The organism is Mesorhizobium sp. M0207 (assembly GCF_040321995.1).
GTDB lineage: Bacteria > Pseudomonadota > Alphaproteobacteria > Rhizobiales > Rhizobiaceae > Mesorhizobium.
The window spans coordinates 34,473-59,817 of record NZ_JAMYSQ010000029.1 but is presented as its reverse complement, the minus strand read 5'-3'; the positions used below and the strand labels follow the sequence as shown (position 1 = coordinate 59,817).

General features: G+C 59.8%; 20 protein-coding genes and 6 pseudogenes. 18 read left to right on the top strand and 8 right to left on the bottom strand.

The genetic code is table 11. The features are described 5' to 3' along the window. Positions 1–542: 542 nt before the first annotated feature. Both NKJ15_RS27995 and NKJ15_RS27990 read right to left on the bottom strand, forming a co-directional pair. Positions 543–1,303 (bottom strand): annotated as a pseudogene (locus tag NKJ15_RS27995) (S46 family peptidase). Further along, the gene (locus NKJ15_RS27990) at positions 1,210–1,530 is read right to left on the bottom strand and encodes a S46 family peptidase (RefSeq protein WP_352819059.1); all 321 of its coding nucleotides are present in this window, start codon (positions 1,528–1,530) and stop codon (positions 1,210–1,212) included. The pseudogene NKJ15_RS27995 and the gene NKJ15_RS27990 overlap by 94 nt, the downstream one beginning before the upstream one ends. Before the next feature lie 426 nt (positions 1,531–1,956). Between NKJ15_RS27990 and groES the strand changes: the two genes are divergently transcribed. From groES to NKJ15_RS27965, 5 genes and pseudogenes are all read left to right on the top strand, one after another. Next, positions 1,957–2,253 (top strand): co-chaperone GroES, encoded by a 297-nt coding sequence (gene groES, locus NKJ15_RS27985; protein WP_352453535.1) that lies wholly within the window; start codon positions 1,957–1,959, stop codon positions 2,251–2,253. 65 nt (positions 2,254–2,318) lie between these two features. Beyond that, positions 2,319–3,974 (top strand): chaperonin GroEL, encoded by a 1,656-nt coding sequence (gene groL / locus NKJ15_RS27980; RefSeq protein ID WP_352819057.1) that lies wholly within the window; start codon positions 2,319–2,321, stop codon positions 3,972–3,974. Between the two features lie 435 nt (positions 3,975–4,409). Next, positions 4,410–4,568, top strand: coding sequence for a hypothetical protein (locus NKJ15_RS27975; RefSeq protein ID WP_352492851.1), 159 nt, complete (start codon positions 4,410–4,412; stop codon positions 4,566–4,568). Between the two features lie 827 nt (positions 4,569–5,395). Beyond that, complete coding sequence (locus NKJ15_RS27970) at positions 5,396–6,478, top strand: HPP family protein (RefSeq protein WP_352819056.1); 1,083 nt, start codon at positions 5,396–5,398, stop codon at positions 6,476–6,478. 486 nt (positions 6,479–6,964) lie between these two features. Beyond that, a pseudogene (locus tag NKJ15_RS27965) lies at positions 6,965–7,126 on the top strand (transposase); the annotation flags it as partial. Positions 7,127–7,433: 307 nt separating this feature from the next. Here NKJ15_RS27965 and NKJ15_RS27960 read toward each other — a convergent pair. Beyond that, the gene (locus tag NKJ15_RS27960; protein WP_352819054.1) at positions 7,434–7,682 is read right to left on the bottom strand and encodes a hypothetical protein; all 249 of its coding nucleotides are present in this window, start codon (positions 7,680–7,682) and stop codon (positions 7,434–7,436) included. 357 nt (positions 7,683–8,039) lie between these two features. On the opposite strand from NKJ15_RS27960, the gene NKJ15_RS27955 reads away from it, so the two are divergent. Further along, positions 8,040–9,695: an MFS transporter gene (locus NKJ15_RS27955; RefSeq protein WP_352595614.1), complete on the top strand. Its 1,656-nt coding sequence runs from the start codon at positions 8,040–8,042 to the stop codon at positions 9,693–9,695. Positions 9,696–9,727: 32 nt separating this feature from the next. Further along, positions 9,728–10,278, top strand: a pseudogene (locus NKJ15_RS27950) (ABC transporter transmembrane domain-containing protein); the annotation flags it as partial. On the opposite strand, the gene NKJ15_RS27945 reads toward NKJ15_RS27950, so the two are convergent. Both NKJ15_RS27945 and NKJ15_RS27940 read right to left on the bottom strand, forming a co-directional pair. Then, entirely contained in the window at positions 10,253–10,852 is a 600-nt protein-coding gene (locus NKJ15_RS27945; RefSeq protein WP_352819052.1) for a cold-shock protein, read from the bottom strand. The pseudogene NKJ15_RS27950 and the gene NKJ15_RS27945 sit on opposite strands and share 26 nt — an antisense overlap. Positions 10,853–11,131: 279 nt before the next feature. After that, positions 11,132–11,348, bottom strand: a pseudogene (locus NKJ15_RS27940) (3-methyl-2-oxobutanoate hydroxymethyltransferase); the annotation flags it as partial. 147 nt (positions 11,349–11,495) lie between these two features. Here NKJ15_RS27940 and NKJ15_RS27935 point away from each other — a divergent pair. Continuing rightward, the gene (locus NKJ15_RS27935; protein WP_352469024.1) at positions 11,496–12,458 is read left to right on the top strand and encodes an NUDIX hydrolase; all 963 of its coding nucleotides are present in this window, start codon (positions 11,496–11,498) and stop codon (positions 12,456–12,458) included. A 73-nt stretch (positions 12,459–12,531) separates the two neighbouring features. Here the strand turns inward: NKJ15_RS27935 and NKJ15_RS27930 are convergent. Further along, positions 12,532–12,741, bottom strand: a pseudogene (locus NKJ15_RS27930) (IS630 family transposase); the annotation flags it as partial. A 209-nt stretch (positions 12,742–12,950) separates the two neighbouring features. Between NKJ15_RS27930 and NKJ15_RS27925 the strand changes: the two are divergent. After that, a complete protein-coding gene (locus NKJ15_RS27925; RefSeq protein WP_352452632.1) occupies positions 12,951–13,235 on the top strand; it encodes a hypothetical protein in 285 nt (94 codons plus the stop codon). A gap of 166 nt (positions 13,236–13,401) precedes the next feature. On the opposite strand, the gene NKJ15_RS27920 is transcribed toward NKJ15_RS27925, so the two are convergent. After that, entirely contained in the window at positions 13,402–14,088 is a 687-nt protein-coding gene (locus tag NKJ15_RS27920) for an isopentenyl transferase family protein (protein WP_352474847.1), read from the bottom strand. Between the two features lie 733 nt (positions 14,089–14,821). On the opposite strand from NKJ15_RS27920, the pseudogene NKJ15_RS27915 reads away from it, so the two are divergent. After that, a pseudogene (locus NKJ15_RS27915) lies at positions 14,822–15,161 on the top strand (PIN domain-containing protein); the annotation flags it as partial. Positions 15,162–15,388: 227 nt separating this feature from the next. On the opposite strand, the gene hemN reads toward NKJ15_RS27915, so the two are convergent. After that, complete coding sequence (gene hemN / locus NKJ15_RS27910) at positions 15,389–16,729, bottom strand: oxygen-independent coproporphyrinogen III oxidase (RefSeq protein WP_352819050.1); 1,341 nt, start codon at positions 16,727–16,729, stop codon at positions 15,389–15,391. Between the two features lie 518 nt (positions 16,730–17,247). On the opposite strand from hemN, the gene NKJ15_RS27905 reads away from it, so the two are divergent. The 8 genes from NKJ15_RS27905 to glyA all read left to right on the top strand — a co-directional run bounded on the left by NKJ15_RS27905 (position 17,248) and on the right by glyA (position 25,314). Continuing rightward, positions 17,248–17,613 (top strand): hypothetical protein, encoded by a 366-nt coding sequence (locus tag NKJ15_RS27905; RefSeq protein ID WP_352819048.1) that lies wholly within the window; start codon positions 17,248–17,250, stop codon positions 17,611–17,613. Between the two features lie 161 nt (positions 17,614–17,774). Continuing rightward, positions 17,775–18,929 (top strand): porin, encoded by a 1,155-nt coding sequence (locus tag NKJ15_RS27900; RefSeq protein WP_352819047.1) that lies wholly within the window; start codon positions 17,775–17,777, stop codon positions 18,927–18,929. After that, positions 18,866–19,171, top strand: coding sequence for a bifunctional hydroxymethylpyrimidine kinase/phosphomethylpyrimidine kinase (locus NKJ15_RS27895; protein ID WP_352819085.1), 306 nt, complete (start codon positions 18,866–18,868; stop codon positions 19,169–19,171). Before NKJ15_RS27900 ends, NKJ15_RS27895 begins: the two co-directional genes overlap by 64 nt. 385 nt (positions 19,172–19,556) lie before the next feature. Beyond that, complete coding sequence (locus NKJ15_RS27890) at positions 19,557–21,089, top strand: Fic family protein (protein WP_352819045.1); 1,533 nt, start codon at positions 19,557–19,559, stop codon at positions 21,087–21,089. A gap of 172 nt (positions 21,090–21,261) precedes the next feature. After that, entirely contained in the window at positions 21,262–21,516 is a 255-nt protein-coding gene (locus NKJ15_RS27885; protein ID WP_352819043.1) for a hypothetical protein, read from the top strand. Continuing rightward, a complete protein-coding gene (locus NKJ15_RS27880) occupies positions 21,497–22,003 on the top strand; it encodes a hypothetical protein (RefSeq protein WP_352819041.1) in 507 nt (168 codons plus the stop codon). Before NKJ15_RS27885 ends, NKJ15_RS27880 begins: the two co-directional genes overlap by 20 nt. A 677-nt stretch (positions 22,004–22,680) precedes the next feature. Then, complete coding sequence (locus NKJ15_RS27875) at positions 22,681–23,061, top strand: hypothetical protein (protein ID WP_352819038.1); 381 nt, start codon at positions 22,681–22,683, stop codon at positions 23,059–23,061. 915 nt (positions 23,062–23,976) lie between these two features. Continuing rightward, positions 23,977–25,314: a serine hydroxymethyltransferase gene (gene glyA, locus NKJ15_RS27870; protein WP_352819083.1), complete on the top strand. Its 1,338-nt coding sequence runs from the start codon at positions 23,977–23,979 to the stop codon at positions 25,312–25,314. The last annotated feature ends 31 nt before the right edge of the window (positions 25,315–25,345 follow it).

Sequence of the window (25,345 nt, the reverse complement as noted above, 5' to 3'; positions counted from 1 at the left end):
CCGTTGCCGCGTTCGGAGCGGTAACTGCGAGCCTAATTTGCGGCCGAACCATTGTGGTGAGGCTTGTAGAGGTTTCGGCGAATTGCTTGATCACGGACCTCCAATCCGAGCATTTCGTCGATGAGAAGGGCGCCCTGTTCCCGGGCGCCCTTTTTTAAGGGTTATCATCAGACTCTCTCCCGGGGGAACTGTGGGTAAGAAACAACGCATCGTCCTGCAGGCAGCTGTTTTGGCGTCTGCCTTTGGCTTTTTTTTGCTGATCCTGATCCTGCAGATGGTCAGTTTTTTGGTTGACTAGGCACGCGCAAGCGGGATGGATCGCGCAGAGACACGCGGAAGTTTTTTTCGCCAGCGAAACCCCGACGACCTGATGGGGAGTCGCGCCAGCAGGGTGGGCGCCACGTCCAGTGCCACCGACCATGCGAGATGCCGATTGTTGGCGCGTCTGTCAGTTCGCGCGGCCATATTCATTCTGGTGCCGATCTGTTGCCTTTTCTGCTTTTCCCATGCGTTTTAGGCCGAGCCATTTGTGAAGCGGGCGGTCAATGGATCTGCGCCTCGCGATTGCCTGCCGTTGCCTGGTTGATCTGGGCGGCATAATCCGAGAGCGAACGCTGCAACCGCGGTTCGAATTGCGCGAAGTTGAACCGGACTTCATCCGCCGTCAGGAACTGGTGGGTTGCGCCGGGAAAGCCGGCGACCATCACAAGGTCGCCTTCCTTGACGCCTTCACAGGCTATGGGTAGCCAACTCTTCGGCCGGTAGGGCACGTTGTCGCGCGCATATGGCCGGGAGGAACCATCAGGAGCGACATAGGCGCGATAAATCCGAAGTGGCCCGTGTGGCGCGGCCTCCAGTTGTCCGTTTGGCCGCCGAAGTTGCCGATGCCGAGCGCGGGCGCATAGACGAGGCGCACGTCCTCAATTTCGAGCTTCTGCAGGAGATAGTAGGAGGCGCCGCCATAATAGGCCCCTACGTCGCAGCGGCGATTGGGCTGTCCTTCACATGCGGCGATCAGGGCCTTTTTGTTCGTGGCGAGCCGCTCATAGCGGGCAAACCCGTTCAGCTTGTCCGAGACGCTCTTGAGCATTTCGGCGGTCACATCCCGCATGTCCTCGATCACATAGATGCGGTTGCCGGGCGCCGCGGGCAATTCTTCACCCAGGCTCTTCGCCAGAAAGCCACCAGAAAACCGTCTGTGAGATAGTCCTAGCCCTCCTTGCTGTGGTATTGGATGGATTCGAACACGCAGTGATGATTGGTTGCGACCAGCCCTTGTGGACTGACGAACGAGGCGGAGCATCCGCCCAGTGATACGACCGCGTTGAGCGGGTCAGCGTCCAGACGACCCAGCTGGGCGGGATCGATCTGGAGCCCATCCGCGCGCATGGCCGCGCCCACTTCCGCAGTCTGGCCCGGCATCCACATACCTTCGTCCGCCGACGTAGCGGTGACCGTCCAGAGCAAGGCGATGGCAGTTGCTTTGGCCAAACATTTCCAATTCGAGTTCATGCTGACTGTCGCTCTCATCTTGCCTCCTGTTCTCCGCAGATTGGATTGGTGACTATCGGGATGGCCGGAGTCCTGGCGCCCGCGCGTCGGCCAATACCGTAAAGACCCTGTGGACCCGTTAACCGCAACAGTCCTGATGGCGCTCACCTCTCATATTTGTCGCGCGCAACGTTTGCGGATCATCCGCTGCACCAATCGTGCCAAATGAATAAAGCCTTCAATTACAAATGGTGAGCCGCCTCACCCATGTTCTATCTCCGACGTCGTTCACGTAAAAGGGTCGGTGCTTCCACGCTCTTTTGCTCTTCGCCCGTTCCTCTTCCGTCTTGACTAGCAGGAGCCTACGGCCTATCTCACTGCCGCGTTAGCACTCCCCCAAGATGAGTGCTAACCACGCTCCGGCAACGGAGAACCGTTCAACATCCGCACCAGGGAAATCCAAAAATGGCAAAGTCGAATTTCCGGCCGCTGCATGACCGCGTGGTCGTTCGCCGCGTCGAGTCCGAAGCGAAGACCGCCGGCGGGATCATCATCCCCGATACGGCTAAGGAAAAGCCGCAGGAAGGCGAGATCATCGCCATCGGTTCCGGCGCCCGTGACGAGGTCGGCAAGCTCGTCCCGCTGGACGTCAAGGCCGGCGACCGCATCCTGTTCGGCAAGTGGTCGGGCACAGAAGTCAAGCTTAACGGCGAAGACCTTCTGATCATGAAGGAAGCCGATATCATGGGCGTCATCGGCTGACACGCCGCCGCCTTTCATCCGCACCATCCAATCTGAATTTCGGGCGAAATGCCCAGGAGTAAAAAATGGCTGCCAAAGACGTAAGATTCTCCCGCGACGCTCGTGAGCGCATGCTGCGCGGCGTCAACATCCTCGCCGACGCGGTGAAGGTCACGCTCGGCCCCAAGGGCCGCAACGTCGTCATCGACAAGTCGTTCGGCGCACCGCGCATCACCAAGGACGGCGTCACCGTCGCCAAGGAAATCGAGCTTGAAGACAAGTTCGAGAACATGGGCGCGCAGATGGTCCGCGAAGTTGCTTCGAAGACCAACGACATCGCCGGCGACGGCACCACCACGGCGACCGTTCTGGCGCAGTCGATCGTCCAGGAAGGCCACAAGGCGGTTGCCGCCGGCATGAACCCGATGGACCTCAAGCGCGGCATCGACCTCGCCGTCGCCGACGTCGTCGCAACGCTGATCAAGAACGCCAAGAAGATCAAGACCTCGGAAGAGGTTGCCCAGGTCGGCACCATCGCCGGCAATGGCGATGTTTCGGTCGGCTCGATGATCGCGGAAGCGATGCAGAAGGTCGGCAATGAGGGCGTCATCACGGTTGAGGAAGCCAAGACCGCCGAGACCGAGCTCGAAGTCGTCGAAGGCATGCAGTTCGACCGCGGCTATCTCTCGCCCTACTTCGTCACCAACGCCGAGAAGATGGTTGCGGATCTGGAAGACGCCTACATCCTGCTCCACGAGAAGAAGCTCTCCAACCTGCAGGCCATGCTGCCGATCCTCGAGGCTGTCGTGCAGACCTCGAAGCCGCTGGTCATCATCTCGGAAGACGTCGAAGGCGAGGCCCTGGCCACGCTGGTCGTCAACAAGCTGCGTGGCGGCCTGAAGATCGCTGCCGTCAAGGCGCCGGGCTTCGGTGATCGCCGCAAGGCCATGCTGGAAGACATCGCCATCCTCACCGGTGGCCAGGTCATTTCCGAAGACCTCGGCATCAAGCTTGAGAATGTTGGCCTCAACATGCTCGGCCGCGCCAAGAAGGTGTCGATCTCCAAGGAGAACACCACCATTGTCGACGGCGCCGGCAAGAAGGCCGAGATCCAGGGCCGCGTCGCCCAGATCAAGCAGCAGATCGAGGAGACCACCTCGGACTACGACAAGGAGAAGCTGCAGGAACGTCTCGCCAAGCTGGCGGGCGGCGTTGCCGTCATCCGCGTCGGCGGTGCGACCGAAGTGGAAGTCAAGGAAAAGAAGGACCGCGTCGATGACGCCCTCAACGCGACCCGCGCGGCCGTCGAAGAAGGCATCGTTCCCGGCGGCGGCGTCGCACTGCTGCGCGCTTCGCTGAGCATCAAGGCAACCGGCGCCAACTCCGACCAGACCGCGGGCATCAGCATCGTGCGTCGCGCGCTGCAGGCTCCGGCCCGTCAGATCGCGGCCAACGCCGGTGCGGAAGCATCGATCGTCGCCGGCAAGATCCTTGAGAACAAGGGGGCAACCTTCGGCTACAACGCCCAGACCGGCGAATATGGCGACATGATCGCCTTTGGTATCGTCGATCCGGTCAAGGTTGTGCGCACGGCTCTGCAGGACGCGGCCTCGGTCGCCGGCCTGCTGGTCACCACCGAAGCCATGATCGCGGAGGCTCCGAAGAAGGAGTCGGTTGGCGGCGGCATGCCGGCTGGTATGCCCGGCGGTGGCATGGGCGGCATGGGCGGTATGGATTTCTAATCCAGCCCCCTATCAACCTACAGCGGAAAGGGCGGCAGCAATGCCGCCCTTTTTTGTGTGCCGAGCATGATCGACAGCTTTAGACGTGCAAGTCCTCTACCCAGCCTGATGGCGGCGAAGCGCAACGGCGTCGTCGTGAGACGGGGTCTGGCCGTGTCCTTTCGTTCAGCCGCTGGTCGAAACTCGTGCTGCCTTCCGCCGTGCCGTCGATCTTTACAGGGCTGAAGGCCTTGCCAACGGCTGGCAGACCCTGGTTGCGGTAGAACTCATCGCATGGTTCGAAAGGCTCCGATACCTGATCGCCTATGGTCGTCAGCTCTTTCAATTGGAACTCGTTCTTTCGGCCATGATCGTGGTCGGCCTGACCGGATTGGGACCCACGGCCTGCTCACGCTTGCCTAAAACCATCTGCAACGCTGGCGTCCGGAGACCCAGATGAGCCTGATCACGATTACAGGTCTGGATAGGCTGTCGCACGGCGCTTCCATCGCACCGCCGCCCTTCCGCTTCATCGGCCGACATCTGCGGCCGCTTGCGGAGCCGATGGCGCTGCTCGCGATTTTGGGAGTTGCTCGCCCATGCCGGCGCTGCTGACCCACGTTTTCTACCGCGGCTGGAAGAGGTGGCGGCCCGCGGCATGGCAGAGTTCAGCCGAGGTGGCCTCGGCTCCAATCTTCTGGTGAGCCTGGAACGTGACCTGATCGGTTTCGTGTGTGGCAGTGTGGCGGAATCGCGCTTGGTCTGGTGATCGGATTTTCTCGCCTCATCGAACGCCTGAGAGGCTCGTGGTCGCGGTTGTATTACCGCTATTACGTGACCTGATCACGTTGACGATGCCAGCACCTTCATTGGCCACTTTCTGGACCATGTACGTCACATCAGGCTCCCCCGCCCGATCGACACGAGTCGGCTCTGTAACCAAGCCGCCGTCATATGGCGGTTCCACGACGGCACTGGCGGCAGTCGTCTTCTCAGCGGCTACAGGTGGACGTTTCAGCAGCCAACGAATCCGATGGTGGCAAGGACAGGCAGACCAAGCACCGCGTAGAAGCCGTACTCCGCTGGAGTTCGCCTCGGAAGTGGAGCGACAAGGGCCTGATTTGTCTTGCCAGGCCGACATTGTCAGCACGCTTTTCGAAGCCTCTGAATTCCTTAGTGTCCATCCCAGCTCGACCTCCGACCATCCCCATTTCCGGCTGCCCGCGGCACGGCAGCCCTTGGCCTCTAGCTGCGCTCGAGCGGATCAGCGTGCCGTCTGCCTTCTCTAGCCGATCAAAATGTCTGCACCCATTTGGCAATGGCCGTTTCGCGCAAAAGTATTCCCCCGTGAGCCGACTTTCCGAATTGGCTTAACTTCCAAATCTGTGGCTTTGCCTGCATTGCGGAGCGCGGAGTTCCGACCACTCGCCCAAGGGTATGCCATGGCGTTTCGTCCCTTTGTTCCGATCCTTGCCGGTGCAACGCTGCGCGAGCGGCTGCTCGCCTGCATCGGGGCCATGATCGGCATCGCATTGACTGGCGTGATCAGTGCGCTGGCGAACGGGTCTGGCCCACATTTCGCACTGCTGGTTGCTCCAATGGGAGCATCGGCCGTGCTGCTCTTTGCCGTGCCTTCAAGCCCGCTGGCGCAACCTTGGTCGATTATCGGTGGCAATACGATTTCGGCGCTGGTCGGGGTGATCGTGGCGCATTTCGTGCGTGAACCCGTTCTTGCTACCGGCATTGCGGTGGCGCTGGCCATCGCCGCCATGTCGTTCACGCGCTGCCTGCATCCGCCGGGTGGCGCCGCCGCCTTAACTGCGGTGTTCGGCGGACCGGCCGTCTTCAGTTCCGGCTTGCTGTTTCCCTTCGTTCCGGTAGCGCTGAACTCGATCGTGCTGGTCGCACTCGGCTACGGCATCCATAAACTGTCGCGGCGCAACTATCCACATGTGGCGGCCCCCGCCCTTAAAAGCGCGCATGGAACCATCGATCCGCCGGCGCGGGAGCGGGTCGGCTTCCAGCCCGAGGATATCGATGCCGCGCTCGGCGCGCTGGAGGAAACCTTCGATATCGACCGCAACGATCTTGAGCGGCTGCTGCGGCAGGTCGAGTTGCAGGCGATGGTGCGCTCCCACCGCACCCTGCTGTGCGAGGACATCATGTCGCGCGATGTGATTTCGGTCGATGAACATGCGCCTGCCGACCAGGCGCGTCATTTGCTGCTCGATCACAACATCCGGACGCTGCCGGTGACCGACGCCGACGGCGGGCTGGTCGGTGTAGTTGGCCTGCGCGAGCTGACGAAGGCGACCGACGCGGTGAGGGCTGTGATGTCGAAGGCTGGCACCGCCTCTCCCGATACGCCGGCGATGAGCCTGCTGCCGGTGCTCACCGACGGCCGCAGCCATGCCGTGGTCATCGTCGATGCCGAGCGACGCATTATTGGGCTGATCACCCAGACCGACCTGCTGGCAGCGGCAGCGCGCGTGCACATGGCGGACACAACGCTGGCAGCGGCATAAAATAGTGATCCGGACTTGCTCAATCCGGGAACCCGATGGGGCGCCAATAGGATAGCGGTATTAAGTGCGGCCTTCCGCCTAAGACAATTCCTTTTTACGAGTAGATCAACCCTGAAACGCGACCGCGTGCTCAGGCATCTGGTTCACGTAGGCCAAGTACGACTGCAACAACGGAACACTCTTCAACCTTGCCGGTGGCCAGAGCCAGTCCGCTATGTCGACCAAAGGCGCGGACTACAAATGGAACCATCTGGTGGACGGCTCCTCTGCAACGATGGTAGCGCGGTTCGCATGTCCAAGGCTGGCTTGAAGCTCTACGTCGCGGGTTGAATGATCGTTGGCAAGGGTCGCGGCTCAGACGCCGAGGCTTCGCAATTCCATGCAGGTGGTCCTTTCCTTTGGTTCCTGCATTTCGCCTCTGGTGAGGCGCGGCCGACTCCCGTCATGCATCACGCCGACGACCGCCGCTTCCTCGCCGCGCCAAGCACCCTGGTCGTTCGCATCTTCCCCAACCCGCGGAGCTGTCTGCGGCTGGTTCGGGCATTGGCGGTGGAGATCCACGAGAACTGGCTCGAGGCGACCCGCTATCTCAACATGGATCATCTGCGCGAGCACAAGAAGGAGAGCCTGAGGGCCTTGGCCGCCTGAGCACCGTCATGTGTCCGCCGCTCCGCTAAACACGGGGGCTGCGCGGCGGACACGCCGACGTCACCGCAATGCCACGCCATTTTGCAGAACTTGACGCACACAACTCCACGCGGCCTATCGCCCTCATGCCCGCTTCGAGGACCCTCCAGGATCGGGCCTGTTCGGATAGGTGTGGGAGGCCGAGGCATCAGAGGGAACGGCCAGACGCTACCATGAGGATGCGCCATCTGCCGAAGAGCCGTACCGTTACCTTCGTCACTGTGCGGAACGCGGGGCGACCGTCGCTTCAGCCATCCGGCTTTGGGTGTCATTTCTCCCTGGCGGAGTCCACCGCCCCCGACAAAAGCCTGACCTTTGCCAGTCTTCTACGGGCAAGCGTTCGCGCCAAAAGTTCAAAGCCGCGTCCATAACATTCAACAATGAAAGCCAGCCTCATCAGATCGAGCAGAAAGTCGTCGATGGCATGTGTGAGCGCGTCAGACTTTTGTTCAAGCTGAAGCAGCAAGGCGCGCGCCTCTTCGATCGCGGCCCGGCAACCGTCTGCGTATATCAGCAATCAATCCTGTCTAAGATCTGCAAGCCCTCACCTCGCCCCAAGCCAGACTCAGCGCATCGAACGCCGTTGGAGAGAGTTTCCGACGAAAGAACATCGTCGCGTTTCGCGAAAAGGCATCGCTCGGCAAAGTGCCCGTTGATGAAGCATGCTGCGTCAAACGACAAGCAAGAATCCGGGCTCCACCCCGTGATGTCTTCGAAGGCGGGGTGAGCCGGCTCGGGCATGCGTCTCGGCCGCAACCCTTAATCACGAGGACCTGTGCCGCAAGGCAAACAGTTTCTCTCTATTCTTCTAGCCGCCACGGTTCAGCCTAGATTACATGGGAAACGGCAATAACGCAAAGCAAAGGTTGGCAAAATGAGTAGGGTGGCTGGATCAAATGATGATTTGGCTGCACCAACGACCTTTGCGCCACTTTTGCAGCCCACCTTTCGTTCGATCTGGCTCGCCACGCAAGTCTCGAGCCTCGGCTGGTTGATGCAGACTGTTGCCATCAGTTGGCTGATGGCTACCATCTCGACTTCCGATCTGATGGTTGCGCTGGTGCAGGCTTCATCGAACCTGCCCGCTTTCATTTTGTCCGTGTTCGCCGGGGTTCTCGCTGACAATTTCAGCCGTCGCAGGGTTATGTTCGCGGGCCGCTGCCTTATGGTGATAGCATCTGCGATGCTGACCGCTGTTGTAGCGCTGGGCTTTCTCGACCCATGGATGATTCTCGGCTTCAGTTTTTTAATCGCATGCGGCGGCGCTCTCAACGATCCCGCCTGGCAGGCGTCGGTTGGCGATATGGTGGACCGGCGCGATGTTCCCGCTGCCGTTACCCTGCTTTCCGTTGGCTTCAACACCGTACGGACCGTGGGCCCGGCGCTCGGCGGCATCGTGGTTGCCTCCTTCGGGCTTTTGGCCGCTTTTACCGTGACCACCCTCACCTATTTGGTACCCTTGGCCACCATATGGCGCTGCAAGTGGAAGGTCCGCTCGTCGCCTCTTCCGCGCGAGTCGATGAGGAGGGCCATCTATGACGGGCTGCGCTTCACGGCGATGTCATCGGAAATCAAAGCGGCGATCGCACGCGGAACCCTCTTTGGCCTGGCGAGCATCGCCATACTCGCGCTGCTGCCGCTGATTGTCCGCGACCAGTTGGGAGGAGGCCCGCTCGCCTATGGCACGCTCATGGCAGGTTTCGGAACAGGCGCGGTCTTCGCCGGCCTCTCCAACAGCCTGTTCAGACGGAGCTTGTCGCAAGAACAGCTGATGAGGCTCTCCTGCGTCGCCTGCGCGGCGTGCTCCCTCTCCCTGGCGCTTACCTCTTCGATCGGCGTGGCGGCAATTGCACTTGCTTTGGGCGGCGCAGGCTGGGTCACTGCCTGGTCCGGGGTTGGCGTGAGCGTGCAGCTGGCAAGCCCGCGCTGGGTCGTGGGGCGCACGATCTCCATCTACTATGCATTGATAGACGGCGGCATAGCGGCCGGCAGCTGGGTGTGGGGCACCGTTTCCCAGAACCATTCGCTGACCTGGGCGCTAGAGGGTTCCGCTGCGGCCCTGCTGCTCGTTGCTGCAGCCGGCGTTCTGTTTCCTCTTCGCGAGCGCCGCGAGTCCGAGCCCGATCCTTTGGAGGAATTCGACGCCCCAGCTGTCGCTCTCAGTTTGAAGCCGAGAAGCGGCCCGATCGTGGTCAAGATCGAATATCTGATAGCCGAGAGAAATGTCGAGGCCTTCCTCGACCTCATGCGGCAGCGGCGTCATGTACACAGCCGCGTCGGTGCTCGGAACTGGACGCTCCAGCGCAACCTTCAGAAGCCTATGCAGTGGACAGAAACGTTCCGAACGCCGACCTGGACCGACTACCTTCGCCTCAATCATCGTCTCACGGAAGTAGACAAGGAACTGGACGAGCGTGTCTTCCAGTTACACGCGGGAGAGAAAGCGCCTCAAATGACGCTTTCGATTGAGCGGCCGACAAGCTCGGCCCGGAAACCCGACCAGTCAATCCTTCACCTTCCCCGTCATTGAAGCCTGACCTTCCCATATCTGGGCATCAGCGATCGTTAAAGATCCGGGTGATGGATGAGAATCTCGGCGGCATCCGTGTCGTGCGTGCCTTCGCCGCGCAGCCGCACGAGCTGGAAAAGTTCGACCGCGCCAAGCAGGACGCGCCTTGATCTCGCCAATGAGCGCGTTGACATCCGTGTCGGCAACACCAGCGCCATGAATTTCTCGTTCCTGACCGCCATGGGCCCTGGTGCTCTGGTTCGGTGGCCAGAAAGTGATCGCAGGTCAAATCAGCGTCGGCACGCTGGCCCTGTTGCTCACCTTCATGACCATTCTACAGATGCCGGTGCGCTAGCTCGGATTGATGGTCAACTCGTTCGCGCGCGCCTCGACCTGCGGCACGCGGCTGTTCGAGTTGCTCGACGCCGAACTTGACATCGAGGACGCGGCGGGCGCCAGGGATCTCGTCGTCACCGACGGCGTGCTGCGCTTCGACAATGTCGGTTTCTGCTACGCGGGCTCGGGCGGCCGCCCGACGCTCTCCGGCATCTCCTTCGAGGCGAGCAATGCATCGCCGTCTAGGCAAGGCGAATGCTCCGGACTTCCCAACCTTTCTTGCCTTGCCCGCATTCGACAAACACCTTCTGTCCCGCCACCAGCACGCTGAGCCCTGAGCGCGTCAGGGCGCTGGCATGAACGAAGACGTCCTTCTCACCGTTGTCAGGAGCAATGAAGCCGAAACCCTTTTCGGGTTTGTACCACTTGACCGTGCCCCCGCTCTCCAGCTGCGCACCGGTTTCAACGAAGGTCCCTCCAGCGACGCGCGTATGTGACGGAGTTTTCGCGCGGTGATCGCCGAGCTCCAGCACCTGCGCGACTTGATGACCTTTTGGACTTTTTTCGACCGTGATCTTGAGAGGCGTTCCCGCGGCAACATCCCGGCTTCCGGCCGCCTCTAACACTCGCACGTGCAGATAGGCCTCCGTGCCGTCCGACAGTTTGACGAAGCCAAAACCCTTGCTGACTGTGAACCACAATACCTCCGCATCGACAGGATCTGCCGTCACGGTCGGCGGGCGCTGAAAATAGCTTGGCTCGGAAGTCCGTTCCGAAAAGGAAACGGGGTCATCGTCATAGCGATGCCGGCGTGGCTCGCGATGGTCTCGATATTTGCCCATGATCATCTCGACTGGCATGGATGGCGCACTGCGCTACCGTCAAGATAATCTCAATCGGGCGACGCGTTTATGTCAAAAAGGCCGTGAAGACCGCAGCTGTGCCCGGCCTATCGGCCGAACCCTTTGAAACTAGATTCATTTCCCCTGAAACAATAGTGCCGGCGAGTCGATTTACTGACTCGCATAGGTTGTGTTGGAGGGAGAGTGCGATGATGCTGGCGCGGGCGCACTGGAAGGGCTTTATCAGGCATTGCGGAAAGCCTGCTCCGGGTTTCTTCAAAAGGAACCGAACAGCGGGTCGACGACCATTTGCGCCGGCTCCAGGCCACGGGGCAGGCCTGACAGTGCATGATCATCATCTCCAGCGTCACGCCCAGCGTAGACGCCAAGCCGTGGAGAACCATGCCGCGCTGTCGCCGACGAGAACAACGTCGCAATGTCGATCGACGAGCTTTGAATCGACGCTCTCAATGGGCCTCCTTCCCCAAGCACGGATGTCGCGTTGGCACTTTTTGTGCAGCTGCGAAGCGCTAAAATCGCCACGACGGGTGGTGTTGACGCGCCGACAATTATCAGACAAAAACGGAATTCAATCGGTTCAGCCGCCTACGCGGCAGGGCTCTGCTCAACGACGTCGGGGACCATGGACGATCGCGCAAAAGGGATTAGGAAAGGCGGAGCTGGAGGCAAGGCCAACGACGTCAATGCGGACTTGATCGCCGTTGTGGTCGCCATGGACAGCAGCGCCCCCTGCGTTCTGACCATCCCGCAGGCAAACGCCCTGCCCTCGGGCCCGTTCGAGCTTGCTCACCGTTCGCTGCAGTCGGGCCTCAGGGGATGGGTGGAACAACAGACCGGCCAGCCGCTCGGCTATATCGAACAGCTCTACACCTTCGCCGATCGCGACAGGGTTGGCGCTGACGACCGCGTGGTCTCTATCAGCTATCTGGCGCTCACCCACCAAGACGAAGCTGGCGACCCGGCCGGGCGACACTGGGGAAGCTGGTACGACTATTTCCCGTGGGAGGATCACCGCTCCGGCACACCGGCGGTCGTGTTGGACGAATTGCGGCCGCGCCTGATGGAATGGGCGGATGGCACTGACGACGGTACGACACGCCTCGACCGACGACGGCGGGCGGCGATCGCCTTCGGCTTTGACGACCGCCATTGGAACGAGGAACTCGCGCTTCAACGTTATGAGCTGCTCTACGAAGCCGCCCTGGTGGAGGAAGCAATACGCGCCGGACATTCCGCTGCGCCCACCTCGGTGTCGGGCAGATCGATGATCGCCGATCATCGTCGCATCCTGGCGACCGGCATTGCGCGGCTGCGCTCCAAGATCAAATACCGGCCGGTCGTATTCGAACTGATGCCGCCGGTCTTCACGCTTTTGCAGCTGCAGCGCACCGTGGAGGCGCTTGCCGGCAGGCTCGTGCGTAAGCCGAACTTTCGCCGGCTGATCGAGCAGCAGGAGCTGGTCGAGGAGACCGGTGAGACAACCGCGGAAACCGGCGGCCGGCCGGCGCAACTTTATCGCTTCCGTCACGCCGTTCTCGACGAGAGGGTGATAGCCGGAACAAAATTGCCGCTCTCGCGGGCTTGACCCGCGTTGCGCCAGCAGCCCTGACGATGTCGCGGACGGCTTGGCCCTTGTGAGAACCGGGATTGTCGAGAATGACGATGTCGCCCGGCTTCAGTGTTTTGTTGAGTTCGGTTTCGACACAGACGCGAAAGGCCTGCGTATTGATGGGTCCGTCAATGACCCAAGGCGCCTCCACCCGATCATGCCGCAGCGCGGTGATGAAGGTCATCGTCTTCCAATGGCCATATGGTGCGTGGGCCATCAGCCGCTTGCCGCGCACACCCCAGCCGCGCAACGGCGCCATGTTGGTCTTGACCCATGTTTCATCCAGGGAGACCAGGCGCGTAGGGTCAATGCGGGTCTGATAGCGCATCCATTGCGCACGCCCGCGCATCAGCTTTGGCTTGAGCTGCTCGACCGGCAGAACGGTTTTTTTGAAGCTCTTGCCCTCGCGGTGCAGGAAGCGACCGACGCTCGCAGGAGACCACGTTCAGCCAGTGCCGCCGTCAATTGATGAAGCGTCATGTTGGCATCTCGCTCAACCTCGCCCAGGACGAAAGCACGGTGCTCCCCGTCGATCAGATAGGGCCGATGACCACCCATCTTGCCGGGTGCCGCACTGCCACGGCGACGCTTGCGGCCTCGGGCGTTTCCTGGGCGAAGGCGGTGGCGATGAAAGCCGAGACGACGCCACAGACTGGGCTGGCGGATAGTAGTTCGCGAGTCAGCCACGGTAGCGGTCGCTACGAAGCGCGCAGCACTTTGTCATCGGTACATTCCGTCCCATGCCTGAAATGAGCAGTGCAGCCATGTCGCCTCCTCCGCAGTCACCGTGGCGAAAGCAATCCTTCCGCTGCCACACGGACCTAGTGTCGCCTGGCACTAGCTTGCTTCAGCAAACCACTTAGCGCAATTCTCAGGAGCTACCGTGCCCGCATCGTAGGCGAGGTCCGGGGAGGCTTGCTCACTCAGTTTGCCATTCTGGAAAGTCGCGTTCTTGCCAACGCGCATATTCGAGATATTCTCTCGCAATCGCCTCTACAAGATCTTGTTGGAGCTCTTTGCGAAGGCACGGCATTTCGCTGATTGCCAAGCTGTGCTCTCTCGCAAAATGAATGGCGCAACGATATCCGTCAACGTCTTCCAAAGTGGGACGGACTGCATCTTCCTTCCACTGATCCGCAAGTTCCTGCAGCAATGAAGGTTGTCCTTCTCTTGTGACAAACATGTCTGTGACCCGACGCTTGGCTCTCTCCAGAAAGGCGTCCGAGTTGCCGAGCCGCAACCGCCTTACATGCCACCGAAAAGCGCCATCCCAATGCTGACTTCGCGCCATTAAATTGAGAAGGGAGATCGAACCGCCTTCGAGGATGAGCCCCGGCTGGGAACTACGCTCATCCACTTGCATTATCAGCTTACGATGGGCGGTCTCGGCGTCGATGATGCCCGCGGTTAGCGGGCGCGAATCCAAGTAGATCCGCTGGGTAGATTGCAGTTCGGAATCCGAGGGACGCCCGCTGCCGGTGGCGATTTGAGGACAGCATTGTACACGATCCAGCGCAATGACCGGCCATCCGGTCTCTCGTGCAATTTGGATTGCCGCGTCTGTTTTGCCGCTGCAGGTCGGCCCGTAAATCAAATAGATTAGCATGTGTATGCCGCTTAGTTTATCGGAACTAACCGCCCCCCAAGCACAAGATACTCGGTAGGCTTTCACCGGACTTGTCGCAAACATTTTGACAAGCGGCGATTATGCCCTGAAACGACGCCATTTTCGAACTTTGTGAAGTCCGAAAGGGCGCAAGCAGCCCGCTCTGGTCGTTCAGTCCAGTCACCAACGCCTCTGTTTGACGTTTGACGACGGTCCACTTTGCACATCTCATGCCGACTGTGACGCAACGCGGCACCGCAGGATGGTGACCTCGTTGTCTCCGGCAAAAGATCCTTGCGGGTCTTGGGTTAATCGAGGCGGCGGCGCACGGGCGCCTTATTGTCTCGGAACATGGCCAGGAAGGCGGCTGATCAACAAAAGTGGAAGACGGTGTCCCGACGACCTCACCGATTTGTGAGGCGACCGAGGATCTGCCCGACATCGTCGATCTCGTCCTCGAGGTGGGCCGTGTGCCGGCCGCGCCGCCAAAGCCTCCTCCCCTGCCGGTCCGACTGGAAGCCTCGTCGAAACGGCACAGGAGTACACCAAAGCCGCCAGCGCGCAACACACAGACCGCCGGCGCCAAGGATTTGGCGCTTTTTGCGTGGCGTCCGCTCCGATCTTCCGGAAGGGGAGCTGGCTGCTGTTTTCTGGGCACTCGCTGCGCATCGCCGCTGCGCAACGCCGAACTGGACATCGAGCGGCTACGCGATGAACGGCATGGTCTGCCATTGTGAGGCTCTTGCTCGACACTAATGGCCTCTCCGAGGTGACGAGGCCGAGCCCTGACGCGCGCGTGCTGGAATGGATGACGGGCTCGATGAAGACCGCTCATTTATCAGGTTATGTCGATCGCCGAGATCCGGCGCGGCCCTGCCCTCATGGACAAAGGTCGGAAACGTGACGCACTGGCCGGATGGCTCGCCCGGGACCTGCCGCAGCGCTTCGAGCCGAGAGTCCTCCCCGTGGACGAACTGGTTGCCCTGGCCTGGGGCGACCTGACGGGCCTCGCGAAGCGGCGTGGCCGCGGTCTGTCATCGATGGACGGGCTGATTGCAGCCACCGCGATTTCCTGACCCATCACATGGCGGGGATATTCATGCGCTGACGGCGAAACACCCAGATGTCCCGCACCTACCACGATCAATATCGAAACGCCTCGGTGGCAGCCACGAGGTCGATGTCATTGAAGATGAGATGAAATAGGCGGATCAGCTCCGCTTTTCGCATCCTTGACGCGCGCTTCATGACAGGCCTCGCCCAAGGGCGTCGAGTTTAGCTTCCGGTTGGATGCTTGCCCTCACCTGTGGCTATGCTTACGGCCATCCCGATCGAGAAAAGCATCGAACGCGGCAGCGACAGCGCGAATTACAAAGCGATGCTCCCGCCGTACGCGGACAAAACCGTTTTCGAAGTCCACTATCCCGTCCTCGGCCAGCATCGCCAAGCGTTCAGCTGAATCGAGAAGACGGATCGGATCAGATCCGTGGGCGGCACAGATTGCCTGCACATCGGCCTCGAGATCGCACATTAGTCGCTCGATAATTGCGGCTCGCACGCGGTCGTCGTCGGTGAGGCAATAGCCCTTTGACGTCGCCAGACGGCCAGCTGCGATGTGCTGGATGTAGGAATCCCGTGTAACTTCGTTTTGGACGTACCCCTCGCCGACGCGGCCGATAGCCGACGCGCCGAAACCGATCAGGGTTCTGCAGGTGGTGGCCGAGTAGCCCAGCGAGTTACGCCGCAGGCGACCCGTTTTCTGTGCCAGCGCGAGCTCGTCGTCCGGCAAGGCGAAATGGTCGAGCCCGATCTCGCGGTAGCCGGCGGCAATCAGCGTCGCGGCCACGGCCGCATACTGTTCGGCGCGGGCAGCGCTGCCCGGAAGAACTGCCTCCTCGATGAGGCGCTGATTCTTTACAAGCGACGGGATGTGCGCATAGCCGTACACCGCAAGCCGGTCGGGGCGCATTGCGACCGCCGCCCTCGCGGTCTCGACGCAGGACTGCACCGTTTGATGCGGGAGACCGAAGATGAGGTCGAAGTTGATGCGGCTTACTCCATGCCGGCGCAGCATTTCCACGGCAGCCGACGTCTGCGCCTCACTCTGAACCCGGTTGATTGCTTTTTGAACAATGGGATCGAAGCTCTGCACGCCGAGACTCACACGGTTCACGCCGGCTGCTCCCAAGGCCTCGGCCATCTCGGCCGTGAACGTGCGCGGATCAATCTCGACGGCAACCGTAGCTGTTTTCGTGAGAGCGAAGCGGCGTCGCAGGAACTCCATCAGAGCCAGGAACTCGGCTGGTCCTATGAGAGACGGCGTTCCGCCGCCGAAATGCATGTCGCTCACGGGCAGCGTCTGCGGCGCTCGCTCCGAGACCAAACGGATCTCGTCACGCAGGGCCGCCAGATAGTTGAGGATCGGCGCATCATGGCGGGTGATGGTGGTGGGGAAGCCACAATACCAGCAAGCTGATCGGCAGAACGGAACGTGGAAATAGAGCGACACCGGATCGTCAGCCGGCAGGTTCCTGAGCCATTCCTCATAAGCCTCGGCGCCGACCGCCCCAGAGAACTCCGACACAGTCGGATAGATAGTGTACCAAGGCAGGCCGGCCTCGCGATATTTTGTGGTCTGCAACAGTTACCGTCCCATGCTGATAACCACCAACCTTACCGCCGCGCTCGCCTGTGTCTTTGCGCTATGTCAGTCCGTTCCGCTTTGGGCTCGAAACTTGTATTTCTCAGCAATAGCGGCCGTTCAGTCTTGGCTGGACGGTCAGCGACTGGCCATGGCTGTTCCCGCCGCGACCCTCACGCGCACCGTTTGGTTCCACCATCCCTTCCCTTCAGCCTGCGCCTGGTCGAGTAGATTCTGCTGAGCGCGGCTGCCGCATCCAACGAGATAACACGGCGTTGGGACCGGACTTTGCTCGCCAGCTAGCGCAGCCCCATAGTGATCTCTGGCATCTCGATGAGCTCGTTGTGTGAATTGCTGGCAAGAAGCATTAGCTGTGGCGCGCCGTCTATCAGGACGAGAGGCTGCTCGACGCGACCGTCAGGTCGGCCGCAATGCCAAGGCCGGCGCGCCTACTGACTCCGTGGTGGAGGCAAGGCTGCGCGTTCAGCGCGTGATTACCGATCATCGCGCTCGCCAAAATGACGGCGTCGTACCGAGCGGTGCCGCCGCATGATGTCTCAACGTCGGGGCTCACAGCAAACAAAGCTGCCGCCATTGAACGAAACTGTCGCGAAGCGAACAGACGAACCGTAGCCGAAACGTTTGCCGTTCGTGCTTGGGTTGATCCGCAAGGCAAAAAGGAAGGAAGAGCGAACCAAGGTCCGCCGGCACACTTGAGCTTCAAGCCGCAGCTGCGTCGTCAGGATGGCACGTCATTTGCAGTAGAAGCCTTTGTGACGGCCCGCCCACAACTAGCGGAGATGACGGGGATGATTTGTACAGAAATGTTGGATGGCGTCGTTTCGGCGATTATTATATTTGTAATAACAATCCAATATTTGTAACAATAACACCGAATCATATTCTCAATTTCTGATGAATTCTGGCGTGATGAGCGCATCAAAACTGCTAAGATTCAACTCAATGCGCATCGTTATCAGCTGTTTCCTTAGCAAGAGTTCATCACTGACGTCCATTCCTTTTACTCTTTGAACGGAGATCAACAATGAACATTAGGAGCCTCCTCCTCGGCTCAACTGCGGCACTGATGGCCGTTTCCGACGCTCGCGCCGTGACCGCCGTTGCCGAGCCCCCGACTGAGTACGTTAAAGTCTGCGACGTCTACGGCTCGGGTTACGTCTACATTTCAGGCACTGAGACCTGCGTGCGCATCGGCGGCTATGTCCGTTACGACGTCGGCTTGGGCCATGTCGGATTTGTTGATCACGCAAGAACCTCGGATGTGAGGACTGGTGAGCATCAGGGCACATGGCAAAACAACACGCGCTTCACATTGAAAACTTGGACCGGCCAGGAGACCGAACTCGGCACGTTGAAGACCTACACCGAAACCCGCATGAACTTCGGCAACCGCCACACTTCGGTTTCGGACAGTTCTCGGTCCTATGCCTTCAACGGAGACAGCACCTTGACTTTCGCCTGGATTCAGCTTGGTGGCCTCCGAGTTGGTAAGGACTGGTCGGCCTTCGACATGTTTATTGGCGGCGCGGGTGACGTACTCAACCAGACGCCGGTTCCGTACGGCGCTTTCGATACCAATGTGGTTCAGTACTACTTCGACGCCGGGAACGGCTTTTCGGCCGTGGTTTCGCTCGAAGAAGGCTCGGGCGTGGTCGGCACAATCGACAGCTACGCACCGCACGTAGTCGGCGGCTTGAAATACACACATGGCTGGGGCGCGATCACCGGCGTTGCCGCTTATGATAGCAACTACGAATCGGTGGCCGCCAAGGTCCGTGTCGACATCAATGTCACCAACGAACTGTTGCTGTTCGGAATGCTCGGCTACGGTTCCAACGGCAAGCTCAACGACGACTCCACGAACGCCATCGACGCTCATGGTCGCGGCTTCTATAAGAGTTGGGGCGGGAACTGGGCTTTCTGGGCTGGCGCCACTTACAAGCTCAACGAGACAACTTCGTTCAACCTTCAGCTCTCCGGTGATCAGCTCAAGAACCATGGTGTCGCTGCAAACGTCGCCTATGCGTTTCTTCCAGATTTCACAGTTAAGGCGGAACTCGACTATGGCCGCTACGGCAACTTCGCCGTCGGCAAGGTGGACGCTTCCAACGTGAACTGGACCAACGCCAACAAGAAGAGCAGTGTCGGTGGAATCCTGCGTTTCGAACGCTCATTCTAACGGATGAAAGGGCGCTGAGGCAGGCATCGCATGTACTTGTCGTCGGCGGATCGGACTCCAGTGGGGGTGCCGGAATCGCGCGCGATATCGAGACGCTCTCCTCCATGGGCGTGCGCAGCTACCTTGCCGTCACTCCGGTGACGGTGCAAACACACGACAGCGTCACGGACATCCTTCATCTGCAACCCCGTCTGGTGGCCGATCAGATGCGTGCAGCGATCTCGCGGGGCGTCGCGGCGTAGTGAGCGCGGGCGCGGCCGTGATGATCGTGGCGGGAGGGAGAGGTAAGGAGCGTCTTTCCTTTGAGAATTCGCGTTTACGGGTACCCACGATGCACAACGGGCGAGTTTTTCAAAGAGGCGCGTCCTCCTTCGAAGCGCTTCGGAGGGCCAGGCGATAGGCTCGCCCCGAGCCCCTGCGTAGCCTGCGGGGGAGCTGGGTCTCGGCCCATCCGGGTAACGATCCTTCGCGCGGCTATGGAAACGATCGCATTTTCCGATTATCGCATAAAAAACTTGTTATCGCACGACTAAAAAAACTTGCAACTCCACAGCATCATTGACTTGTCGCCTATCAGCACTATATACTTGTAATCGCACAGCTCTAAAAACTTGCAAAGGCACGGCCATGGCCAAGCCCCATGAAAAACTCGCTGTATCACTGGCCGTCCTCAAAGAGCTGCAGGAGGGTGGGCGGCGCATATTCAAATCAGATGAGCTGACCCGCGTCCACCGGGAGCGGCTGCTGCAGAACGGGTTCCTGCGCGATGTTATCAAAGGCTGGCTCATGTCGACCGGCCCGCAGGCACGGCAGCAAGACACCAACCCTTGGTACGCGAGCTTCTGGGAGTTCTGCTCCCTTTACTGCAATGACCGGTTCGGCAAGGACTGGTTCCTCTCACCGGAGCAGTCGCTGCTTCTGCACGCGGAAGCGCCCACTATTCCGCCTCAGGTGGTGGTGAACACCCCCAAAGGCACGAATAACAAAATCGACCTGCTGTTCGGCACTTCGCTCTATGACCTCAAGGTCAAAGAGATGCCGGCCGAACTGACAGAGAAAAACGGCCAGCGCGTGTTCACTGTCGAGGCCGCCCTTACCCGGGTGCCGGCAGCGTTCTTCCAGCGCGCCCCTATCGAGATGCAGATCGCCATGGCATCGGTGCGCGACGTATCAACCGTTCTGGCCCTGCTGCTTGATGGCGGCCATTCCGCCGTGGCGGGACGGCTTGCGGGGGCCTTCCGCCGCGTAGGACGCGACTCCTTTGCCGATGAAATCGTGGCCGCCTTCAAAGCCGCCGGCTATGACGTGCGCGAATCCGATCCGTTCGCGGGACAAATTGGAGTGACAACTATTGCGGCGGGCGTACCGCCGTTGGTCGCCCGCCTGCGCGCGATCTGGCAATCGCAGCGCGAAGCCATCATCGAGATATTCCCGAAGGCACCCGGACTGCCGTCCGACAAAGACGCCTATATGAAGTTCGTCGAGGATATCTACGAAAGCGACGCCTACCATTCGCTGTCGATAGAAGGGTACAGCGTCACCCCGGAACTCATCGACCGGGTGCGCGAGGAGAGCTGGAATCCGGAGATTGATGAAGAGGACCGCAAGAACCGAGATGCGCTTGCCGCGCGTGGCTATTACCTCGCATTCCAGAAGGTCAAAGACTCTGTTGCCGCGATCATCAACGGCAAGCCAGCCGGCGCGTTGACGCGGGACACTCACCGGGAGTGGTACCGGGAGCTGTTCGCGCCGTCAGTGACCGCCGGCATCCTCAAAGCCAGCGCGCTTGCGGGATATCGCAATCACCCTGTGTACCTGCGCGGCTCGCAGCACGTGCCGCCGCGTACCGAAGCGGTGGCCGATGGTATGAATGAGCTGTTCGACCTGCTGGAGGCGGAGAAGGAGGCCTCCGTGCGTGCCGTGCTGGGGCATTGGCTTGTGGGCTATGTGCACCCCTATCCGGACGGCAACGGACGAATGGCGCGGTTCCTCATGAACGCGATGCTGGCTTCAGGCGGTTACCCCTGGACAGTCGTCAGAGTCGATGACCGGAAGGCCTACCTCGCAGGGCTGGAGGAGGCGAGCGGCAATATGAATGTGAAAACGTTCGCCGCCTTTCTCGCCGAACGGGTGAAGTGGTCTATGGAGAAGGCGGCGTGAGGTCGGTGGTGTGCCATGTTTAACTTGCTTGTCTCGGGCCACGGCGAGTGGTGGGAAACGCCGCCGTTCACGTCAACCATTGACCGGTTCAAGGAATCTAGCGGCGCCGAGGCCGAGGCTATCGACCTCGCGCCCTGAAACATTGCGCCGGCTGGAGGAAATCCCGGCGCTTTTGATGTACGAAGTCGGGGCGGGAGGCCCGCACGCGCGCGTGGTCCGGCACAGCCGCATACGCAATATCGTTCGGCGCGGACACGAACTGGCCTTCACCTTCGAGCCCGATCCGAAACATGCCTTTCTCGACCGGTCAGCGGTGTTGAGAATTGCGGACCGGCTGGGCATTCAACAGTTCGAACAGCACCGTACGCACTGGGCGATCAAGGATGGTGACATTCCGGCCGAGCTGATTGCCACCAAGCACCGCTGAACGGGCGCAGCGCACCGTTGCCGTGGTTGCGGCAGAATATGTAGAAGCGCGCCGCGAGGGACGAAGGAGAGAAGCTGCCGAACTGGCCGAAGAACTGGAGGATTTTCCTCCCTCGCTGGAGAAAGCACTGTCGCTCGTGCCGGCGCGTATCCTTCAGCAGCCCACACCCGAATTATACCCGATCCTTGGGATAGAGCCCCGCACGCCCGAAGGCCGCAACGCCGTCGTGGCCGTCGTCGCAAGGGATCACAATGGGCAGGACTTGCCTGCCGACTGGTCTTATTCGCTGGCGTGGTTCCTGGACCTTTACGGCAGCGCGACGGAAGCGGGGCGCCTTGACGGCGCGCTGGCCGAATGCGCAACGCATGTGATCGCGCTCGGCACTGGCGAGGGAGAAGCCGCCGCCCCGGTTGAAGATATCGGCTACGCACTCTGGCTCTGTTCGCGAAGCCCGAAACTTATCGGCGATCTGGCCGGGAATCGCTGAGATAGCGCAGGAGGTTTTGTCGCTTACCAATCAACTGGAAGTCGACCCAGATCAACCAGAAGCTTCCCATTCCCATTCTAGCAGCCAGAAGAGTGGGTGAGCTCTTTAAATATCTATCCGAGGAATCGATAAGCTCAGACTATCTCGCAAGTATACACAGTTTTTTTGTTATAGAGTCTGCTCGGCTGCAGGCAAGAGCCAGGATAAACTTCAGCACGAAAGCAGAATTGAATGAAGGTGGGCTACATGGAGTTCTCATTTGGGTATGCCTTCACCGAAAACCTTATCCGGTCATCGTCAGCCGCACCTGTAGGCGCGCCGGTCATTCCAAACCTCATACAGGAGGGGCATTCTGGCTTTGACATCCGCATCAATTTCCCAGGGGTTCCGCTGTTTTTCCAGTACAAGTTTCCGGAGCTGATGAAGCGAGGAACTGCGTTTGAGATTGCGAGCGGACATTGTCCCGGTTTGTCGATACCATTTTTTCGGATTGCGATGATGCGCAGGGATGTGTCGCGTCAGCATGAACTGCTTCTTCGGCTTGAGGCGCGCTATCCCGTCAAACGTCTTCTATGCGGCTCCTTGTATTGCAAACATCAGCGATTTCGACCGCTCTTATATAATGGAGCAACCGTAGCACGGCAGTCCATTTTCGTCTCACCAGGGGAATTGGGCCCTTGCCAGACGACAAAGCGTACAGCCTTGCCTATAAACCTGGACTGGCAACTGGATATTTTTGCTCGAAACCCAAGCCCACCAAAGTTCAAACATTTGATGATCTCGCTGCGCTCTTTAAGGAGCAGTTCGCCGAGAAGCGTTTTGCGGAAGTCGGCGAGGCGGCGCGTGAGATGCGCGAAAACGTACTTGAGCTTGCTTCGCCGTCAATGCGGCAAGCCGAACAGCTCATTGCTGAACGGGTCAGCGCGAGATGCATTCAGATTCTAGACGGCGCAGCCAGACCGCCCGAGGAAGAGCGCGCAGTCACTGACATTCTCGTAGCGCGGGAAATTGCGCGTGTCGATCTTGGCGTCGACCTGCTGGTGGCCCAACCACGCTAACGACATCATACCGCTGATTAGCCCAGCTTTTGTCTAGGCCACAGTTATGAGACTACGAACCACTTGGCCAGGAAGAAGATCGGATTGAAAGCGAACCTTCCTTGTCATCTTTGCATCACGGTCAGTCTGCACGAGATTGACCGCTGCAAGCCGGGAGCAAGACCGGGCTGCGCAAACGTTGCAACAGATCCTTCAAGGAAATTCATAGACTCTTAGCAACTCCGGTTCGCTGTGAATGGTAGGCTTATTGCAACGTTTGAGTCAGTGGAGTCCGAACCGTGGCTTATTCTCCGACCCGCCGAACTGCGTGCAATTTCGGCTAAAGGCAATGGCAAGAACAGCGCCCATCTTGTTTGTTCGACACAGCCATATTGGCTCAAAACAGTATCTTCACGGCCACCGAGATTGTCCGGTCGGTGGACAAGCAACCATATTATTTCGTTCGAAAGCTGCAACATCTGTGGAGAACGCGAAATGACAAATTCAGTAGGACGAGTGCCCAGGCTTTCCAAGTGGCTTGGTCCTGCCCAATGCTGACACTGGTCAGTCGCCTTCGGACGGCAGCGCATCTAGATCGCCTTCGAATCCTAGGCCTTTGCGCGCATGCGGACCTAACTGTCTGCCAGCTAGCGGAGATTCTGGGTCTGCGTCGTGAGCACGTTGTACGACACGTCCGGCTGCTGGCCAGAGCCGACTTTCTTTACTGCAACGAACAACGTCCGTGGTGCTCGTACCATCTCAAAGCAGGAGGTAAGGACGGCGGGCTGGTTCAACTGTTGGTTGATCTCCTGCCCCACGGCGATGGCTATCACAAACGAGACCTTCAACGGCTCGAAGCCACACAAGACGCGCCGTCGAAGGGGATCGCATGCTTGACCGTGAAATAGATCAGTCCAATTGGAGCGCGAAACCACCATGTACAACTCCGCCGACGGCGCCATCGCGCCGCGCGACACTTACGGACGGTCTCGATTGGCCGCGGTTGATTGCCGCGTTCACGAACTGCTTCTGAGACAGGAGCGGCAGGAGCGGACGACCCTTAAGCTCATCGCCTCAGAGAACTTTGCGTCCTCGGCCGTGCTGGAAGCGAACGGCTCGATTTTCACGAACAAGTACGCCGAGGGGTACCCCGGTGCGCGCTACTACGCTGGAAATGAGATCGTTGATGAGCTTGAGAATCTAGCCATTGAGCGCTTGAAAACACTATTTGGCAGCGAGCATGCCAACGTCCAGCCTTATTCCGGCTCGCCGGCCAACCAGGCTGTCTATCGTGCGCTTTTGAGCCCCGGTGACAAAGTCATGGGCTTGCCCCTCCCGGAAGGGGGCCATCTGACTCATGGTTGGGCCATCAACTTTTCCGGAACTGACTATCAACGCGTCCCCTATGGACTAGATGAAAAGACACAGCAGATTGACTATGACCGCTTGCGCGAGACAGCCAAGCGGGAACGGCCGCGGCTCATTTGGGTCGGCGGAACTGCTTACCCGCGTGTCTTTGACTACGCGGCAATGGCAGAAATCGCCCTGGAAGCGAACTCCTATCTCGTAGCCGACATTGCGCACATCAGCGGACTGATTGCCGCGGGAGCGCACCCGAATCCCGTGCGCCATTGCGACGTGGTCAGCAGCACCTCCCACAAATCGATCCGCGGTCCCCGCGGTGGTTTCATTTTGTCCAGGAACGAAGATCGCTATCAGGCCCTGTATCATACAAAGAGCAAATACAATCTCGCCAGACGAATAGACCGGGCGGTCTTTCCTCACCTGCAAGGCGGGCCTCATATGAATGCCATCGCTGCGCTAGCAGTTGCCTTGCACGAAGCCGCGAACCCGTCCTTCCGAAGCTACGGCCAACAGACCGTCAAGAATGCCAAGGCTCTTGCACAGGCACTGATCGAGCGAGGGTATGACCTGGTTACCGGGGGGACGGACAATCACATGCTGATCCTTGATCTGCGCGATCGACCACTATCGGGCAAGGCCTATGCCGAGCGGCTAGCAAAGGCAGGCATCATCACAAACTTTAATATGGTGCCTGGCGACCCGCGGGATCCGGCGGTCACAAGCGGAATTCGCCTGGGGTCGCCAGCAGTGACGTCAATGGGCATGCGCGATGTGGAAATGGTGCAAATTGCTGGCTTCATTGACTACGTCCTCCGGCGGCCTGATGACGAAGATCTCCATGCCTGCGTGCGAAGAGACGTTGCCGATTTGTGCGCTGCGTTCGAGGTCCCGGGCATCACCAACAGGTAAGGTGGGCTAAGCAAAATGCACCATACAACTC

Excerpts from the sequence above, each read along its gene's own strand:
- NKJ15_RS27990 (WP_352819059.1), bottom strand. The coding sequence starts at position 1,530 with ATGAGAGCGACAGTCAGCATGAACTCGAATTGGAAATGTTTGGCCAAA.
- groES (WP_352453535.1), top strand. The coding sequence starts at position 1,957 with ATGGCAAAGTCGAATTTCCGGCCGCTGCATGACCGCGTGGTCGTTCGC.
- groL (WP_352819057.1), top strand. The coding sequence starts at position 2,319 with ATGGCTGCCAAAGACGTAAGATTCTCCCGCGACGCTCGTGAGCGCATG.
- NKJ15_RS27975 (WP_352492851.1), top strand. The coding sequence starts at position 4,410 with ATGAGCCTGATCACGATTACAGGTCTGGATAGGCTGTCGCACGGCGCT.
- NKJ15_RS27970 (WP_352819056.1), top strand. The coding sequence starts at position 5,396 with ATGGCGTTTCGTCCCTTTGTTCCGATCCTTGCCGGTGCAACGCTGCGC.
- NKJ15_RS27955 (WP_352595614.1), top strand. The coding sequence starts at position 8,040 with ATGAGTAGGGTGGCTGGATCAAATGATGATTTGGCTGCACCAACGACC.
- NKJ15_RS27945 (WP_352819052.1), bottom strand. The coding sequence starts at position 10,852 with ATGGGCAAATATCGAGACCATCGCGAGCCACGCCGGCATCGCTATGAC.
- NKJ15_RS27935 (WP_352469024.1), top strand. The coding sequence starts at position 11,496 with ATGGACGATCGCGCAAAAGGGATTAGGAAAGGCGGAGCTGGAGGCAAG.
- NKJ15_RS27925 (WP_352452632.1), top strand. The coding sequence starts at position 12,951 with ATGAAGCGTCATGTTGGCATCTCGCTCAACCTCGCCCAGGACGAAAGC.
- NKJ15_RS27920 (WP_352474847.1), bottom strand. The coding sequence starts at position 14,088 with ATGCTAATCTATTTGATTTACGGGCCGACCTGCAGCGGCAAAACAGAC.
- NKJ15_RS27905 (WP_352819048.1), top strand. The coding sequence starts at position 17,248 with ATGACGGCGTCGTACCGAGCGGTGCCGCCGCATGATGTCTCAACGTCG.
- NKJ15_RS27900 (WP_352819047.1), top strand. The coding sequence starts at position 17,775 with ATGAACATTAGGAGCCTCCTCCTCGGCTCAACTGCGGCACTGATGGCC.
- NKJ15_RS27890 (WP_352819045.1), top strand. The coding sequence starts at position 19,557 with ATGGCCAAGCCCCATGAAAAACTCGCTGTATCACTGGCCGTCCTCAAA.
- glyA (WP_352819083.1), top strand. The coding sequence starts at position 23,977 with ATGTACAACTCCGCCGACGGCGCCATCGCGCCGCGCGACACTTACGGA.